The sequence below is a fragment of the Ligilactobacillus murinus genome (genome assembly GCF_003288115.1).
GTDB classification, from domain to species: domain Bacteria; phylum Bacillota; class Bacilli; order Lactobacillales; family Lactobacillaceae; genus Ligilactobacillus; species Ligilactobacillus murinus.
In genome coordinates this window covers 2,135,001-2,150,260 of sequence record NZ_CP023565.1, presented here as the reverse complement: position 1 = coordinate 2,150,260, position 15,260 = coordinate 2,135,001, and the positions used below count along the sequence as shown (strand labels likewise).

General features: G+C 41.9%; 15 protein-coding genes, 8 tRNA genes and 1 rRNA gene (1 of these 24 only partly in view). 7 read left to right on the top strand and 17 right to left on the bottom strand.

Features of this window, described 5'->3' with window-relative positions; genetic code table 11:
• The first annotated feature begins 8 nt into the window (after positions 1 to 8).
• Positions 9 to 1,670 (top strand): alpha,alpha-phosphotrehalase, encoded by a 1,662-nt coding sequence (gene treC / locus CPS94_RS10480; RefSeq protein ID WP_112194254.1) that lies wholly within the window; start codon positions 9 to 11, stop codon positions 1,668 to 1,670.
• Between the two features lie 560 nt (positions 1,671 to 2,230).
• On the opposite strand, the gene CPS94_RS10475 is transcribed toward treC, so the two are convergent.
• Entirely contained in the window at positions 2,231 to 2,596 is a 366-nt protein-coding gene (locus CPS94_RS10475; protein WP_112194252.1) for a PaaI family thioesterase, read from the bottom strand.
• Between the two features lie 36 nt (positions 2,597 to 2,632).
• On the opposite strand from CPS94_RS10475, the gene menB reads away from it, so the two are divergent.
• From menB to CPS94_RS10460, 3 genes are read left to right on the top strand one after another with little or no spacing between them, the layout of a single operon-like run.
• Complete coding sequence (gene menB / locus CPS94_RS10470) at positions 2,633 to 3,454, top strand: 1,4-dihydroxy-2-naphthoyl-CoA synthase (RefSeq protein ID WP_112194250.1); 822 nt, start codon at positions 2,633 to 2,635, stop codon at positions 3,452 to 3,454.
• Positions 3,454 to 4,866: an o-succinylbenzoate--CoA ligase gene (gene menE / locus CPS94_RS10465; RefSeq protein WP_112195923.1), complete on the top strand. Its 1,413-nt coding sequence runs from the start codon at positions 3,454 to 3,456 to the stop codon at positions 4,864 to 4,866. Before menB ends, menE begins: the two co-directional genes overlap by 1 nt.
• Positions 4,859 to 6,034, top strand: coding sequence for an MFS transporter (locus CPS94_RS10460; RefSeq protein WP_112194248.1), 1,176 nt, complete (start codon positions 4,859 to 4,861; stop codon positions 6,032 to 6,034). The genes menE and CPS94_RS10460 overlap by 8 nt, the downstream gene beginning before the upstream one ends.
• Before the next feature lie 174 nt (positions 6,035 to 6,208).
• Here the strand turns inward: CPS94_RS10460 and CPS94_RS10455 are convergent, their stop codons facing one another.
• Positions 6,209 to 7,534, bottom strand: coding sequence for a ClC family H(+)/Cl(-) exchange transporter (locus CPS94_RS10455; RefSeq protein ID WP_167397198.1), 1,326 nt, complete (start codon positions 7,532 to 7,534; stop codon positions 6,209 to 6,211).
• A gap of 276 nt (positions 7,535 to 7,810) precedes the next feature.
• Between CPS94_RS10455 and CPS94_RS10450 the strand changes: the two genes are divergently transcribed.
• Positions 7,811 to 7,990, top strand: a complete 180-nt coding sequence (locus CPS94_RS10450) for a hypothetical protein (RefSeq protein ID WP_112194246.1) — start codon at positions 7,811 to 7,813, stop codon at positions 7,988 to 7,990.
• Positions 7,991 to 8,034: 44 nt separating this feature from the next.
• On the opposite strand, the gene trxB is transcribed toward CPS94_RS10450, so the two are convergent.
• The 3 genes from trxB to CPS94_RS10435 form a co-directional block, all read right to left on the bottom strand.
• Positions 8,035 to 8,961 carry a thioredoxin-disulfide reductase gene (gene trxB, locus CPS94_RS10445; protein ID WP_004049982.1) on the bottom strand — a complete coding sequence of 309 codons (927 nt, stop codon included), beginning with the start codon at positions 8,959 to 8,961 and terminating at the stop codon, positions 8,035 to 8,037.
• A gap of 18 nt (positions 8,962 to 8,979) precedes the next feature.
• Positions 8,980 to 9,294: a thioredoxin gene (gene trxA / locus CPS94_RS10440; protein ID WP_004049980.1), complete on the bottom strand. Its 315-nt coding sequence runs from the start codon at positions 9,292 to 9,294 to the stop codon at positions 8,980 to 8,982.
• A 72-nt stretch (positions 9,295 to 9,366) separates the two neighbouring features.
• A complete protein-coding gene (locus CPS94_RS10435; RefSeq protein WP_112194244.1) occupies positions 9,367 to 10,020 on the bottom strand; it encodes a metalloregulator ArsR/SmtB family transcription factor in 654 nt (217 codons plus the stop codon).
• Positions 10,021 to 10,305: 285 nt separating this feature from the next.
• Between CPS94_RS10435 and CPS94_RS10430 the strand changes: the two genes are divergently transcribed.
• Both CPS94_RS10430 and adhP read left to right on the top strand, forming a co-directional pair.
• Complete coding sequence (locus tag CPS94_RS10430) at positions 10,306 to 11,673, top strand: glutamate--cysteine ligase (protein WP_004049975.1); 1,368 nt, start codon at positions 10,306 to 10,308, stop codon at positions 11,671 to 11,673.
• Between the two features lie 177 nt (positions 11,674 to 11,850).
• Positions 11,851 to 12,867: an alcohol dehydrogenase AdhP gene (gene adhP / locus CPS94_RS10425; protein WP_004049972.1), complete on the top strand. Its 1,017-nt coding sequence runs from the start codon at positions 11,851 to 11,853 to the stop codon at positions 12,865 to 12,867.
• A gap of 53 nt (positions 12,868 to 12,920) precedes the next feature.
• Here adhP and CPS94_RS10420 read toward each other — a convergent pair whose 3' ends face one another.
• The 12 genes from CPS94_RS10420 to rrf form a co-directional block, all read right to left on the bottom strand.
• Positions 12,921 to 13,667 (bottom strand): gamma-glutamyl-gamma-aminobutyrate hydrolase family protein, encoded by a 747-nt coding sequence (locus CPS94_RS10420; RefSeq protein WP_112194242.1) that lies wholly within the window; start codon positions 13,665 to 13,667, stop codon positions 12,921 to 12,923.
• An 89-nt stretch (positions 13,668 to 13,756) separates the two neighbouring features.
• Positions 13,757 to 13,972, bottom strand: a complete 216-nt coding sequence (locus CPS94_RS10415) for a hypothetical protein (protein ID WP_112194240.1) — start codon at positions 13,970 to 13,972, stop codon at positions 13,757 to 13,759.
• A gap of 18 nt (positions 13,973 to 13,990) precedes the next feature.
• Entirely contained in the window at positions 13,991 to 14,257 is a 267-nt protein-coding gene (locus tag CPS94_RS10410) for a hypothetical protein (RefSeq protein ID WP_112195921.1), read from the bottom strand.
• Between the two features lie 240 nt (positions 14,258 to 14,497).
• Positions 14,498 to 14,571, bottom strand: a tRNA-Pro gene (locus CPS94_RS10405).
• 8 nt (positions 14,572 to 14,579) lie between these two features.
• Positions 14,580 to 14,653, bottom strand: a tRNA-Arg gene (locus CPS94_RS10400).
• A gap of 22 nt (positions 14,654 to 14,675) precedes the next feature.
• Positions 14,676 to 14,761 (bottom strand) — tRNA-Leu (locus CPS94_RS10395).
• Positions 14,762 to 14,778: 17 nt separating this feature from the next.
• Positions 14,779 to 14,850, bottom strand: a tRNA-Gly gene (locus CPS94_RS10390).
• A 5-nt stretch (positions 14,851 to 14,855) separates the two neighbouring features.
• Positions 14,856 to 14,931, bottom strand: a tRNA-Thr gene (locus CPS94_RS10385).
• A 7-nt stretch (positions 14,932 to 14,938) separates the two neighbouring features.
• Positions 14,939 to 15,023, bottom strand: a tRNA-Leu gene (locus CPS94_RS10380).
• Positions 15,024 to 15,036: 13 nt separating this feature from the next.
• A tRNA-Lys gene (locus CPS94_RS10375) sits at positions 15,037 to 15,109 on the bottom strand.
• Between the two features lie 4 nt (positions 15,110 to 15,113).
• Positions 15,114 to 15,186: transfer RNA gene (locus CPS94_RS10370), tRNA-Val, on the bottom strand.
• Positions 15,187 to 15,195: 9 nt separating this feature from the next.
• Positions 15,196 to 15,260, bottom strand: a 5S ribosomal RNA gene (gene rrf / locus CPS94_RS10365) (it continues 52 nt past the right edge of the window).

Below are 15,260 nucleotides of genomic sequence, written 5' to 3'. Positions count from 1 at the left end.
AGGAAGTTATGAAGACAAATCTTGGTGAAAAAGTTATCTACCAAATCTATCCAAAATCATTTTACGATTCAAATAATGACGGTTTTGGCGACTTACGTGGGATCATCGACAAGATCCCTTATCTAGCTAAACTCAATATCGACATGATCTGGTTCAATCCATTTTATGTCTCGCCCCAAAATGATAACGGCTATGATATCGCCGATTACCGCCAGATCGATCCGCGCTTTGGCACAATGGCTGACTTTGAAGAACTAGTTGCCAAACTAAAAGAAGTCAAGATCGACGTTATGTTGGATATGGTCTTGAACCACTGCTCGACTGAACATGAGTGGTTCAAACGTGCACTTGCTGGCGAAGAGAAATACCAAAAATATTTCTATTTGCGTTCAGCTAAAGCAGATGGTTCTTTACCAACTAACTGGCAGTCAAAATTTGGTGGTCCGGCTTGGGCCAAGTTTGGTGACACTGAGCTTTACTATTTGCACCTCTATGATAAGACCCAAGCTGATCTCGATTGGCACAACCTAGATGTACGCAAAGAAGCCCAAGATATCGTAAATTACTGGCGTCAAAAAGGAGTCAAAGGTTTTAGATTCGACGTGCTAAATGTGATCGGAAAAGATGAGATCCTTGTTGACTCCACCGATCCTGTCCAAGAAAAGATGCTTTATACGGATACACCGATCGTGCACCAATACATCAAAGAACTAAACGAAAATTCCTTTGGGCAAGACGAAACGATCATCACTGTCGGTGAAATGTCTTCCACTAATTTTGCTTCTTCGATCAAGTACTCCGACCCTAAAGAACATGAACTATCCATGGTCTTTACCTTCCATCATTTGAAAGTCGATTACAAAGATGGTGAAAAATGGACCAAGACGCCCTTTGACTTTATGGCACTCAAAAAACATTTAGCTGATTGGCAAACTCAGATGGATCAAGGGGGAGGGTGGAATGCACTCTTTTGGAACAATCACGACCAACCGTTTGCGCTCAACCGGTTTGGCGATCCCGTAAACTATCGGGTCAGATCCGCCCAGATGTTAGCAGCGACGATCCATCTTTTACGTGGCACCCCATACATCTATATGGGTGAAGAACTCGGAATGATCGATCCAACTTACACAACGATCAATGACTATGTTGACATTGAAGCATTGAATGCTTATAAAGACTTATTGGCTCAAGGACACAGTGAAAAAGAAGCTTTCGCGATCGTTTTGGCTAAAGCACGTGATAATTCACGGACACCAATGCACTGGGATGATGGTGAATTTGCTGGGTTCTCCAATGTTGAGCCGTGGTTGATGCCAACTGGACAAGACAAGATCAACGTGGAAGTTGAATTAGAAAGCGGTGCGATCTTTAACTTCTATCAAAAACTGATCGCACTTCGCAAACAAGAGCGTTTGATCTCTGAAGGTCACTTCAAATTGCAGCTAGCAGATGATAAACAAGTCTTTGCCTTTGAACGTTATCTAGATGACAGCAACGACAAATTATTAGTCTTAAACAATTTCTACGGCACTAAAACTACAGTCAAGCTAACCGATCTAGCTGGTAAAGCAGGTAAGGTCCTTCTTTCTAATTACGACCGCGACCTAACAAATTGGCCAGACACGATCACACTAAACCCCTACGAAACGCTAGCATTTAAGGTGTAAAACAAGTTGCTCTACGCCGTATGAATAACCTTGAGACCGGCAGGATGCGCTTTTGGCATCATGCTGGGCTTAGCGTTATTCACTAGGCGTTGACTTGACGAACACGTTTCAATAGAGTGTGAGGCAAGTCGCTCTACGCCGTATGAATAACCTTAAGACCGGCAGGATGCGCTTTTGGCATCATGCTGGGCTTAGCGTTATTCACTAGGCGTTGACTTGACGAACACGTTTCAATAGAGTGTGAGGCAAGTCGTTCTACGCCGTATGAATAACCTTAAGACCGGCAGGATGCGCTTTTGGCATCATGCTGGGCTTAGCGTTATTCACTAGGCGTTGACTTGACGAACACGTTTCAATAGAGTGTGAGGCAAGTCGTTCTACGCCGTATGAATAACCTTAAGACCGGCAGGATGCGCTTTTGGCATCATGCTGGGCTTAGCGTTATTCACTAGGCGTTGACTTGACGAACACGTTTCAATAGCTCTATTGCATAAAGACATTTAAATTTAGATCAAAAAACTGATATCAAGATCTTACTTTGCACGATCTTGATATCAGTTTTAATTTTGTGAGATATTTGTCAAAGTCACGGTGCTCAAGCTGGTCAACTGTTTTGCGTTGTAGATCTGTACCTCCCATGTCTGTAATTTTGTACCTATATGCACTGGGATCGCCTTTGCAAACAGGGTCCCGCTACTGGCTTTGCGTAAGTGTTGTGTGGTAATATTGACACCAACAGCGACTTGCTCTGACGTTAAGTTTTCATTTGCACCAAGAGAAGCTGCTGTTTCTGCAAGGACTGCGTTGATCCCACCATGGACTAGACCATATGGTTGCAGGAGCTTAGCTGTGATCGGCAGTTCGAGTTTCACGTAGTCTTTTTGCAAAATTATCGTCTTTATCCCTAAGTTTTCTAATAAATTCATCAGCTACACCTCGTTTAGCTAAAAAGGAGTTATTTTATGTCAAATATCAAGTGGGAAACCATCAAACAATACTCTGAGATCTTATTTGAGCGCAATGATAAAGTCGCTAAGATCACGATCAACCGTCCAGAAAAGTTGAATGCTTTTACTCCAGTCACCGTTCAAGAAATGATCGAAGCCTTCAGTATCTGCCGAGATGATAGCACGATCGGTGTGATCATTTTGACTGGTGCTGGCGACAAAGCCTTTTCTTCTGGAGGCGATCAAAGCATCCGTGGCAACGGAGGCTATGTTGGTCCAGACAAGATCGCTCGCTTGAATGTTTTAGATCTTCAACATCTAATTCGTATTATACCAAAACCTGTGATCGCGATGGTCAAAGGTTGGTCTGTCGGCGGTGGCAATGTTTTGCAACTCGTCTGCGACTTAACGATCGCTGCTGATAATGCAAAATTTGGTCAAACTGGTCCTAAAGTCGGTAGTTTCGATGCCGGTTACGGTTCTGGGTATCTTGCCCGCGTTATCGGACATAAACGTGCTAAAGAAGTTTGGTTCTTAAATCATTTCTATAGTGCTGAAGAAGCTTACCAAATGAATTGGATCAACAAAGTCGTGCCCTTAGTCGATGTCGAAACTGAAACTATGGCTTGGGCTCACGAATTACTTGAAAAGTCGCCAACTGCGCTTCGCTTTATCAAAGCAGCCATGAACGCTGATACGGATGGTCTAGCCGGCTTACAACAATTTGCTGGCGATGCCACGATGCTCTTTTACACTACTGACGAAGGCAAAGAAGGTCGTGATGCCTTTAATCAAAAGCGTAAACCAGATTTCGATCAGTTTCCAAAATTCCCTTGATGCAAACGCAAAATTGGCTCTTAAAACAAGCGAGTTTAAAACCAAATACCCCAGCGGTCATCACGGAAAAACAAAGTCTGACTTTTGCCCAATTAGCCAAACTCGCTGCTAAAAAGGCCGGTCAGATCGCCCAGATGACCCAAAAAAGGCGTGTCGGTCTTTTGGGGGATAACTCGCTAACGACCTATGTTTTAGCGCTCGCATTATTATTTTCGAAAAAAACGATCGTCTGGCTCAATTTTCGCTTATCAACTGCCGAACTATTGGCGCAGGTAAGCGATAGTCAACTTGATCTGTGTTTAGTCACCGATGAGCTATGGCGATCCGAATTTACTGAGCCCTTTATCCCCTATTCAAAGCTTGAAGCAAGTAAAGCACCGGCTAAAGAGCTCATGGAGACCGTTGAGCTTGATGCGATCGCAAGTATCATGTACACTTCAGGGACCACTGGACAAGCTAAAGGTGTCCTGCAAAGCTTTGGCAATCATTTCTACTCTGCGGTCGCTTCCGCTTTGAATCTGGGTTTGAGTGCTAATGATCAGTGGCTTTGTGCCGTACCGCTCTTTCATATCAGTGGTTTTTCGATCCTTATGCGCGGACTGATCTACGGCATGACTGTCCGTTTAGTCAAACGCTTTGAGCCCAGATCAGTCGAAACGCTCTTAGTCAGTGAACCAGTTACGATCATTTCGGCAGTCCCCTACATGCTACAGGAACTGTTAAAACAGCATGTTACCCCGTATAATCCCAAGTTCAGACTTGTCCTTTTGGGTGGGAGCAGTGCACCTAAGGAGCTCTTGTTGGCAAGTAAAAAAGCCCAGATCAATGTCGTTCAATGTTATGGAATGACTGAAACTTGTTCGCAAGTCGTAGCCCTATCAAGTGAATATGCGCTTGCTAAATTAGGTTCAGTCGGTAAACCGCTTTTTACCACCCAAGTAAAACTTGCACCTACGACTAATGAACTCCTGTTAAAAAGCCCAGCCTTAGTCAGTGGTTATCTAAACCATCCTGAATTATTTGCTAAAAAGCTTGACGCTGGCTGGTACCATACAGGCGATGTCGCTCACTTTGATCACGATGGTTTTCTTTATATTGATGGTCGTTTAGATGAAATGTTAGTCTCAGGTGGCGAAAACATTTTTCCCCAAGAGATCGAACAATGCTACCGTAAATTACCTGAGATCGCCGAGATCATTGTCGTCGGTCGGCCTGATCCCATCTGGGGCGAGGTTCCAGTAGCCTTTGTCCGTGGGCAAAAATTAGCTCAAGCTGCCCTGCGTACTTACGGCGAAAAATATTTAGCTCATTATAAGATCCCCAAAGAATTTATTTGGGTAAAAGATTTTCCTAAAACGGCTAGCGGGAAAGTCAAACGGTATTTATTGAAAGGAAGTTTTTTGAATGAATAATACAACTACACGCAACAAAGTTTGGACTTTTTGCGTGATCTACCTAGGTTATATGCTACTTTTTGCCGATCGAACAGTCTTTAACTTAGCTTTGGCTGGGATCGGCAAAGACTTCAACATGTCACCAGCTGCTTTAGGAGCTGCTGGGAGCGCCTTTTTTCTGGGTTATACATTGATGCAGATCCCTGGTGGCTACTTGACCGATCGCTTCGGCGCACGTGCGGTCGTTATCTCTACTTTGATCTTATGGTCACTACTGACCGGGTTTACTGGACTAGCTTGGTCTTTTAGCGCTTTGGTCATCATTCGCTTTTTATTTGGGGTCGCGGAAGGTCCCTATCCAGCTGCCGCTTTAAAGCAAGTAGCCCAAAATCATCCTAAGAAAAAACGCGCCCAATTAACTGCCCTATTGATGTCTTCAAATTATGCAGGAGCTGCGATCGCCCCCTTTATCATCGTTCAAGTCATCGCTGCTAGCGGTTGGCGTAGTGCCTTTTATTATCTCGGAGCTTTTGGGATCATCTTGGTCGGCTTATATGCTTTGAGTGACCGCAAAGTAGCCACTGATACTAAAAAGTCCACTACCCATAAGATAAATTGGCGTGAACTCGATGCACGTGTCTGGTTATTTGTGGTCTTAGGGCTAGCTTTGAATGTGATCACGAAAGGCTTAGAAACTTGGATGCCGATCTATTTTTTGACTTCACAGCATTTGGAACTTAAAAAATTAGCTTGGCTTGTTCCGCTCCCAACGATCGCTGGTGGGATAGCCGCTGCGATCAGTGGCTATCTCATGGTCCATCTCTTCAAGAAAAAAGAAGTCTTGATGCTGATCACCGCCTGCGTCTTGACCCTTTTATTCATGTTTGGCTTATTCAGATCTCAAAGTCTATTTTGGATCGTTTCATTTCAGATCCTGACTTATTTTGCTAAATCATTAGCTTTCACTGGGATCTTTGATTTTGCTTCACAAGTTCTCCATGATGATAGCTACGGTTCGGCGATCGGGATCATCAATTTTGGCGGACAACTCGGAGGCTTTATCGGGCCATTACTGATCGGTTGGATCGTTCAACTGACGGGTTCATATTCAGCTGCTTTCTTAGGCCTAGTGATCAGCGCGGTCATTGCCGTGATCACCAGTTTTTGTATCAAACGCGATCAATAACTACGACATAAGTAAAAAGGCATCTTCAAATTCCAATATTGGAATTTCTGAAGATGTCTTTATTTATATATAGAAAAGCTATTTTTTTAAAGCTTTGCCGTAGAAAATAACACCTAAACAACGAATAATAATTTTTTAGCGGTAGTTTCTATTAATATAATATACACAACCTTTTTATTTAAATTTCATTTCTTCACGCAAAGCAGTATAGATCGGACGCCCCCCTAAAAGTGTATCGACCGTATAGGCAATAAATGTTACAAAGACTAATGGGAAAACTGATGCTAATGAGCCTGCCATTTCAGTCAATAAGACGATCGCCGTAAATGGGGCTTTTTCGATCGCTCCAAAATAAGCTGCCATTGAGACCAAGATCAATCCCAAGACCTGGCTGTGCTCGATCCACCCAGCATTTACCCCTAACAAGCCTGAAAAGCATCCGATCACAGCACCTAAAGTCAAGATCGGCATAAAGATACCCCCTGGAACCGAAGCTCCATAGGATATCATGGAAAAAATAAACCGAACAATAAAAAACAGCAAGAGTAACTTCAAAATTGCACGTGGCTCAGTCGTCATTAAACTCATATTCGTCATATAATTGATAAAATCATGACTCCCACCTAAGATCTTAGCATTCCACAACCCCAAAGGTATAGTCAATAACAATGGGATCAAGCTATGATAACATTGAGGTAACCATTTTAGCTTGCTATACAGATAACGTTGCTCTAACAAAACATATTGATATCCATATGCTAAGACACCGATAACAATGCCCAGAATAAGCAAAAATACATAATTAGGCGCACTCACAAATGGTGTGATATACATTGCTAAACTAGGCTGTGGGCCTAATAAAATCAAAGTCATCAGATCCGCACTCAAAGCTGCCGCTAAAGCCGTCAACCAGATCCGTGGTTTAAAAGTCATTGTGATCTCCTCGACCATGAATAATACCCCAGCTAATGGTGCACTAAATGCAGCTGCCAAGCCTGCTGCTACACCGGCCAAGAGCAATGTCTGTTGATCTTTTTTAGAGGTTTTAAAAACATCATTGGCCAAGCCTTTCCCTACACAAGCTCCCATTTGGATACATGGACCTTCACGTCCCAAAAATAACCCAGGACATATGGCTAACAAGCCACCAACAAATTTACGCCACAAGATCTGCCATGGGGCATAACTATTTTGCCCCAGTAAGATTGCTTCGACTTGGGGGACCCCTGAACCGACTAAGTTAGTCAGATCATATTTGAGGATCTTGCTTAATAACCAGCTGATCGCCACTAAAAATAGCGCATAAACGAGTACATAGCTCAAATGTTTCTCAAGATATGGATACCACCAAAATAATAATTTCAATGAATGATCGATGATCCACCGAAAACAACTAACGATCCCACCCGTGATCAGACCCACGATCGCTCCTTGAACGATCAGATTTACATAGTTTATGGAAAATGGTCGTTCCAGTATATCCTTTGCTCTAGCTACCAAATCGTCACATCCCTTCAGATAAAACACTCCATCTATCATAACATTCTTATCACAGTTTATCACATGTTTAATCTTTTATTAAATTCCTAGAATACTTGACCTAGCGTACCTAACTTTACTATATCGCCCCAAATGAATCCCTTTTCTAAATTAAAGACTAGAACAATATTTTTTTATTTTATAATCTTTATAGACTGCATCCGTTCAATATGCGATAATTCTCTACGTTATGCTATTTTACAATAGCATCAGGTAAGAAAAAGGGGATCTTTAATTATGAAACATTGTGCCCTATATCTGGGCTATTTGATCGCGTTACTTGCACTCCTATTACTACTTTGGTGTGCACATTATTCGTACACGCATACAGGAACACACCATTTCGTTGAGATCAGACTAGAAGATGATGCTTTTGATGATCCACACGATAGCAATTTTTCAGTCGAGTATAATTGATTTAAAAATAAAAGGACTACTGGATGCCAGTAGTCCTTTTATTGCTATTTATGACTTTCAATATAGTTGAAAGCTTCTTGACCGGCAATGCCACCGTCGCCAACTGCAGTCGTGATCTGACGTAATGTCTTTTGCCGAACATCCCCGATCGCATAGATCCCAGGAATGTTAGTCTCCATCTTATCATTTGTCACGATCCAACCCTTGTCATCCGTGATCCCTAGGTCTTGGAACGGAGCTGTCATTGGGATCGAACCTACATAGATAAAGACACCATCTGCTGGAATGGTCGTGGTTTCACCCGTCTTGACATTTTTAGCCTTGACCCCCGTCACTTTTTGCTCGTCACCTTGGATCTCTTCAACTACAGTATCCCAAGTAAATTTGATCTTGTCATTTTTAAAAGCACGTTCTTGTAAGATCTTTTGCGCACGTAAACTATCACGCCGGTGGACAACATTCACGCTTGCAGTAAGGTTAGCTAAATACATCCCTTCTTCAACTGCCGAATCACCACCGCCGATCACAACAACATCACGATCTTTATAAAAAGCACCATCGCAGACAGCACAGTATGATACACCGCGGCCACTGTATTGTTCTTCGCCAGGTACACCTAACTTACGACTTTCTGAACCAGTAGCAATGATCACCACAGGAGCTTCTAATTCGCCACTATCTGTCTTAACGAGCTTCGTCTTTTCATCGAGTACTTCGATCTTTTCAACATTACCGTAGACAAATTCAGCACCAAAATTAGTTGCGCTTTGATACATTTCTTCAGAAAGATCTGGTCCCATGATCGTTTTAAACCCCGGGTAATTTTCGATCTCGGCCGTGTTATTCATATTACCACCATAAACACCGCGATCAAGCATCGCTACTTTTAAATTTGCGCGTGATGCATAAAGAGCTGCGGTCATGCCGCCTGGTCCTGCACCGATCACGATCACATCATACTTATCTGCCATCTACGTATCCTCCATTAATTAAGCTAAATGCTTTTCTAAAGCTTGTTTCAATTGGTCTTTCATATGGACACCAACTAATTGGTCCACAACTTGACCATCTTTTTTGATCAATAAAGTCGGGATCGACATGATACCAAAACTTTGAGCGGTCTTAGGGTTAGCATCAACATCTAGCTTGCCGATCGTTACCTTATCGCCCATCTCATCCGCTAATTGTTCGATGATCGGAGCTTGCATCCGACATGGACCACACCACGTTGCCCAAAAGTCGACCAAGACAACCCCTTTATTTGTTTCTGTTTCAAAATTTTCATCTGTAAATACTTTGACCATTTTTATTACCTCACGATCACAAAACTATTCAACTACTTAATTGAATAATTAAACTATATCACGCTTTTTTATTTAGCGCAACCATTTTAACTTACTTTTTTCAGTTACCCAATCATAATAGCTATAATTCAAGCTATACGCTTCATATCCCTTAGCATGCAAAAGTCCTGTTGCTAGATCAGCATAGGTGCAAAGCTTTCCACGACAATAAACGATGATCTCACGGTCTTGGGGTAAAAAGCTCAAATGCTCCTCTAACTGTTCAAATGGAATATTCAATGCGCCTTCGATGTGACCTGCTTGATACTCATCGGTGGGACGAACATCTAAAAAAAGAGCGTGATCTTGTTGTTTAGCCTGTTTTAACGTGATCGTCAAACTCCCTGTTTTTTTAGCCAGATCAGCTTGCATCTTTTCTAAACGAACCACACCAACTTGTTTTAAGCTACTTGCTAACTCTGCCACTTGAGGTGAAACAAGCGAGTAGACCACAAAATTGCCTTGTTTTCGGCGCTTGACTAGCCCGGCTTTAAATAAAACTTGCAAATGGCGCGATGTGTTGGCGATCGTCATCTGCGTCTCTGTAGCCAGCTTTTCAACAGTCTTTTCACATTGGATCAATAATTCTAAAAGTTCCAACCGGCGTGCACTCGAAAGACATTTGCCGATCTTAGCCAGTTCAGTATAAAGTTTATTTCTGTATTCTTTAGCTTTACTTGTTTCCATCAACTCACCCCTAACTATTCAATGATATTATTGAATAGTTTAAGTGATTTGACCGATTTCGTCAAGAATTATCCCAAAAAACAATTTCATTTAATTTTAAAAATGTTCATTTATTCTCATTTTAGGTTTTAATATATATAAAATTATAAAACTTAAAACATCTATTTTTAAACTTTTCTGAAAAATAAATCCATTTTCCTATTTCATTCTTTTTTAAATGTAGTATAATATGGCTAAAATAAATGTCTGCTCCTAATCAGACAGACTAAGTTTGGGGGAATGCCTATGTTTAGTAAGATCGGTCAGTTGATCTTTAATAATGAAGCAGTTGCTAAAACATCAGATTTCACAATGGGGCTTGAGATCGAGATGCATCGCGTTGATGATACGGGGAATCTCAGTCAAGAACCATATCCAGCCGCACTCGGTGATGAAACGACCAATCCTTGGATCACTACAGATTATTTAGAAACGATGTCTGAAGTTGTGACACCACCTGCGGCTTATGCCCTTGATGCGATGCATTATCTTTACGGTATCAATAACGTCTTACGCTCTGCTTTAGCACCAGGCGAATTACTTTGGCCATTATCAATGCCACCTAAATTACCTAAAGATACGAGCCACATTCGTTTAGCTCAGTGGGGTCCTGAAAAAGAAGCCTATTTAAAAGAGTGGACCAGAAGGCACCGTTTTGCTGAAGGTACTCCGTGTGGGGCTCATATCAATCTCAGTATTGATCAGCACCTCATCGAATTAGTCTTAAAAAACTTTCCCGAGCGCTTTAAGAATGAACTTGAAGCTAAAAATTACCTCTATGAGATCTTAGCGCAAGGATTTGTCCGTTATCGTTGGTTGATAACTTATCTCTTTGGTGCTAGTCCGATCGCTGAAAAGAATTATTTTGAAGGTAATTTCAAGCTCGATCATCCTGTTCGAAGCGTACGCCAAAGTTCTTTTGGCTTTGGGACCAAATTTGCAGGCGATTATACGAATGTACAAGCTTATGTCGAGCGCATAAAACAAGGAGTCAAAGATAAGATCTTGATCAAAGAATACGAATTTCATGGTCCAGTGCGCTTTAAGGGGAACCCCGTTTTATCTGAGTTACCAAAAACTGGTGCTGAATACATCGAATTACGAATGCTAGACCTTGATCCAAGTAGCTCAGTTGGTATCAGGACCGATACATTGCGTTTTCTTCGCCTACTGGCAAGCTATTTTATCATGAGTCCAGCTCTCAAAAAAAATGAAGTCAATCGCGTTTTAGAGCAAGCTGACCGAATGAATGAAGAAGTTGCCAATGAAGATCCGCGTAGTATTTGTAAATATCAAAATAAAGCACGCGCATTTCTCAAGAGTTTAGAACTTTATGCTAATCGGCTCCAACTTGGACCTGAATATCAAGAAATTCTAGATGATCTAGCTGACCGCGTAGAAAATCCACTAACGACCCCGAGTGCCCGCCTGTTAAATTACGTTAAAGATGATTCCTTAGAAGAATATGCTTTACGTCGCGCTCGGCGCTATCAACGGGCAGCCCAAGATGCGATCCTCAAATTTGAAGGCTTTGAAGATCGCCAATACACTGCAACCGAACTTAAGCAAGCACTCTTTCGTGGTAACTGGGATCCTGATCTGCGTCGTAGTTGACCGTTGCTTTATTTGTAAAAATAATATATGATTTCCTTGGAAGTACAAAATGCGGGGAAATCATTTATTTAAAACTTTTTTGTAACCGCTAACAAAAACAAAGAAAGGAAAACTATATTTCTTCCTAATAACATAAACCGCTATGTTATTCCGCATTTAATATAGTAACACAAACATATGAAAGCCGTTTCAGTTAAGGACTCTGGGGTTGGGATCGAAATTTCAGAACGCGCTATTCCAACACTTAAACAAGGTGAAGCTTTAGTAAAAATGGAGTATTGTGGTGTTTGTCATACTGACTTACACGTGGCTAATGGGGATTTTGGTAAAGTTCCAGGTCGGATCTTAGGCCACGAGGGGATCGGGATCGTCACTGAAGTTGCTAATGATGTAACTTCGCTCAAAGTCGGTGATCGCGTAAGTATTGCTTGGTTCTTCAAGGGGTGTGGATACTGTGAATACTGTACCACAGGTCGTGAAACTCTTTGTCGTAATGTACAAAATGCAGGTTACTCAGTTGATGGGGGCATGAGTGAATACGCTGTCGTTGTGGCAGATTATGCCGTCAAAGTTCCTGAAGGGCTCGATCCAGCCCAAGCTAGTTCTGTTACTTGTGCTGGGGTAACAACTTATAAAGCACTAAAAGAGGCAGACGCAGCCCCGGGTAAATGGATCGCGATCTACGGCGCTGGTGGTTTAGGTAATTTGGCTGTTCAATACGCTAAAAAGGTCTTTAACGCTAAAGTTGTCGCCGTTGATATCAACGATGATAAATTAGCTTTAGCCAAAGTATCTGGGGCTGATATCGTTATCAATGCTAAAGATACTCCTAATAGTGCAGAAAAGATCCAAGAGTTAACTGGTGGGTGCCACGGAGCTGTTGTAACAGCCGTTTCTAAAGTTGCTTTCAATCAAGCAGTTGAAAGTTTGCGGGCTGGTGGAACAGTCGTTGCGGTAGGTTTACCCTCTGAATATATGGAACTAAGTATCGTTAAAACAGTTTTAGACGGTATCAAAGTTGTAGGTTCATTAGTTGGGACAAGAAAAGATCTAGCTGAAGCTTTTGACTTTGCAGCTCAAGGATCAGTTGTACCAGTCGTTCAAAAACGACCGATCGAAGATGCACCAGAAATTTTTGCAGAAATGGAAGCTGGCAAGATCAACGGTCGTATGGTACTTGATTTCACCAAATAAAATAATTTTACTCCACAAAAATAGCTCGCTGGATCGACCCACCGAGCTATTTTTTAGTTATTCTTATTATTTTTTTGAGCAACTTTTGCTGCACGTTTGATCAGATCAGCAAAAATATTTTGTGAATCCCGATAATGCTTATAGGTATTTTCAGGATGCCACTGTAAGCCTAAGATCTGATCATTTTCAAGTGATTCGACCGCTTCAGCTACGCCATCATCAGCTTTGGCTACAACACGTAAAGACGGCGCGATATCCTTTAAAGCTTGATGATGCCGGGAATTGATATACGGTCGTTTCCCCACGAGCTCATAAAGACGACTATCTGTGATCACATTTGCATGATGAGACGGAAAGTTGCCAGGCGCATCTTGTGAATGCTTAACATAGATATCTTTATCTTCTGAAAGATCTTGATACAACGTCCCACCTAAAGCTACATTGATCAGTTGCATCCCGCGACAGATCCCTAAAATAGCTTTCCCCTTTTCAACTGACCGTTTTAATAATGCAATTTCAAAAATATCACGTTTGCGGTAGGTCATCCTCAGCTTCAAATGAGGTTCTTCTCCAAAAAAGGTCGGATCGACATCAAAACCCCCCGCAAAAACGATCCCATCAAACAAATCGATATAATCATCTACAAACTTTGGATCAACACTTGGCAAAATAACAGGCACACCACCAGATTTGACGATCGCTTCGATCGCGGGTCTTGGTGCATAAGGCGCATTACGTTCATTTATTACGTTTGTCGCCTCAGTTAAAGTATCCGCTGGTATTGCAATTCTTGGTCGCATGAAATTTCCCCCTTAAAAATACGTTATGAGAAAAATATCACATTTATGATTTTAAGTAAAGTTAAAAGCCTTAAGAAATTTAAATCATTCTACCAATGACCAAGCCTTAAATTACCATTTTGCCCATTTTCAACTTTAACAAATGGCAAATAAGCCATGGCATACTCGATCTGGCCTTGATCTCTAACATAACAACTACCTTGGTCACGTAATTCACATATTGCCATTTGAACTTCATAAGGTGTTAGACTAGGACTACGTTGTAAAATATCTTCCACTTGTGCCAATTCATTCAAGTTAAACATCCTACTCATCCTTTCTTATCAGTTACTGATCGTCTCTTGATCTAGATTTTCTTGCACATCAAATTGTGGTTCAAGTTCTTCACTCGGTCTAACTTTAAGACTTGTCTCCATAGCTTCATTTGTTGGTCTAAGCTCAAGATCATCATGTAAAAAATTACCTTCAAAAAAGAATAGTACTGCAAGTAAAATAATAGCTATTATAACGCCCAAAACATTTAAGTAACCGCTCTCATTTAAACGTTGCTTGATCGGTCGGCTAATGGGCTGATCAGATCGTTTTCTCATTGTTGCTGCTAGATAAATGTATAGACCGCAAAACTGCACAGAAAGAATATCGTTTCCCTTTTTTAACTATAAATATCATTAACTACTACACTGACCAGCTATACATTTGTCTTTCCCTGGCCATTTTAACTACAAACTTATTATATCATTATAACGATTTAAAACAGTAATTTTTTGTTTTGCCCTACTTAATATGAATACACAAAAAAAGCCATACCCAAAAGTATGACCTTTACACGATCGGGAAAACAGGATTCGAACCTGCGACCCCCTGGTCCCAAACCAGGTGCTCTACCAAGCTGAGCTATTTCCCGATAAAAAATGCACCCAGCAGGAGTCGAACCTGCAACCTTCTGATTCGTAGTCAGACACTCTATCCAGTTGCGCTATGGGTGCATAATATAAAATATTCAGTTAATGCCGAGGACCGGAATCGAACCGGTACGGTGATCACTCACCGCAGGATTTTAAGTCCTGTGCGTCTGCCAGTTCCGCCACCCCGGCGTGATACACTGATCACAAGCGGAAGACGGGATTCGAACCCGCGACCCCCACCATGGCAAGGTGGTGTTCTACCACTGAACTACTTCCGCATTAATGGTGCCGACTAGAGGATTCGAACCTCCGACCCTCTGATTACAAATCAGATGCTCTGCCAGCTGAGCTAAGTCGGCGTAAAAATGGTGCGGGTGAAGGGACTTGAACCCCCACGTCATAAGACACTAGAACCTAAATCTAGCGCGTCTGCCAATTCCGCCACACCCGCAAAATCGACGAAATGAGTCGTGACAGGCTCGAACTGTCGACCCTCTGATTAAAAGTCAGATGCTCTACCGACTGAGCTAACGACTCATGATGGAGGATACAGGGCTCGAACCTGTGACCCTCTGCTTGTAAGGCAGACGCTCTCCCAACTGAGCTAATCCTCCATAATGATAGCGTGGCAACTTCCTATCCTCGCAAGGAGCGATCCCCTAACTACTATCGGCGTTACAAAGCTTAA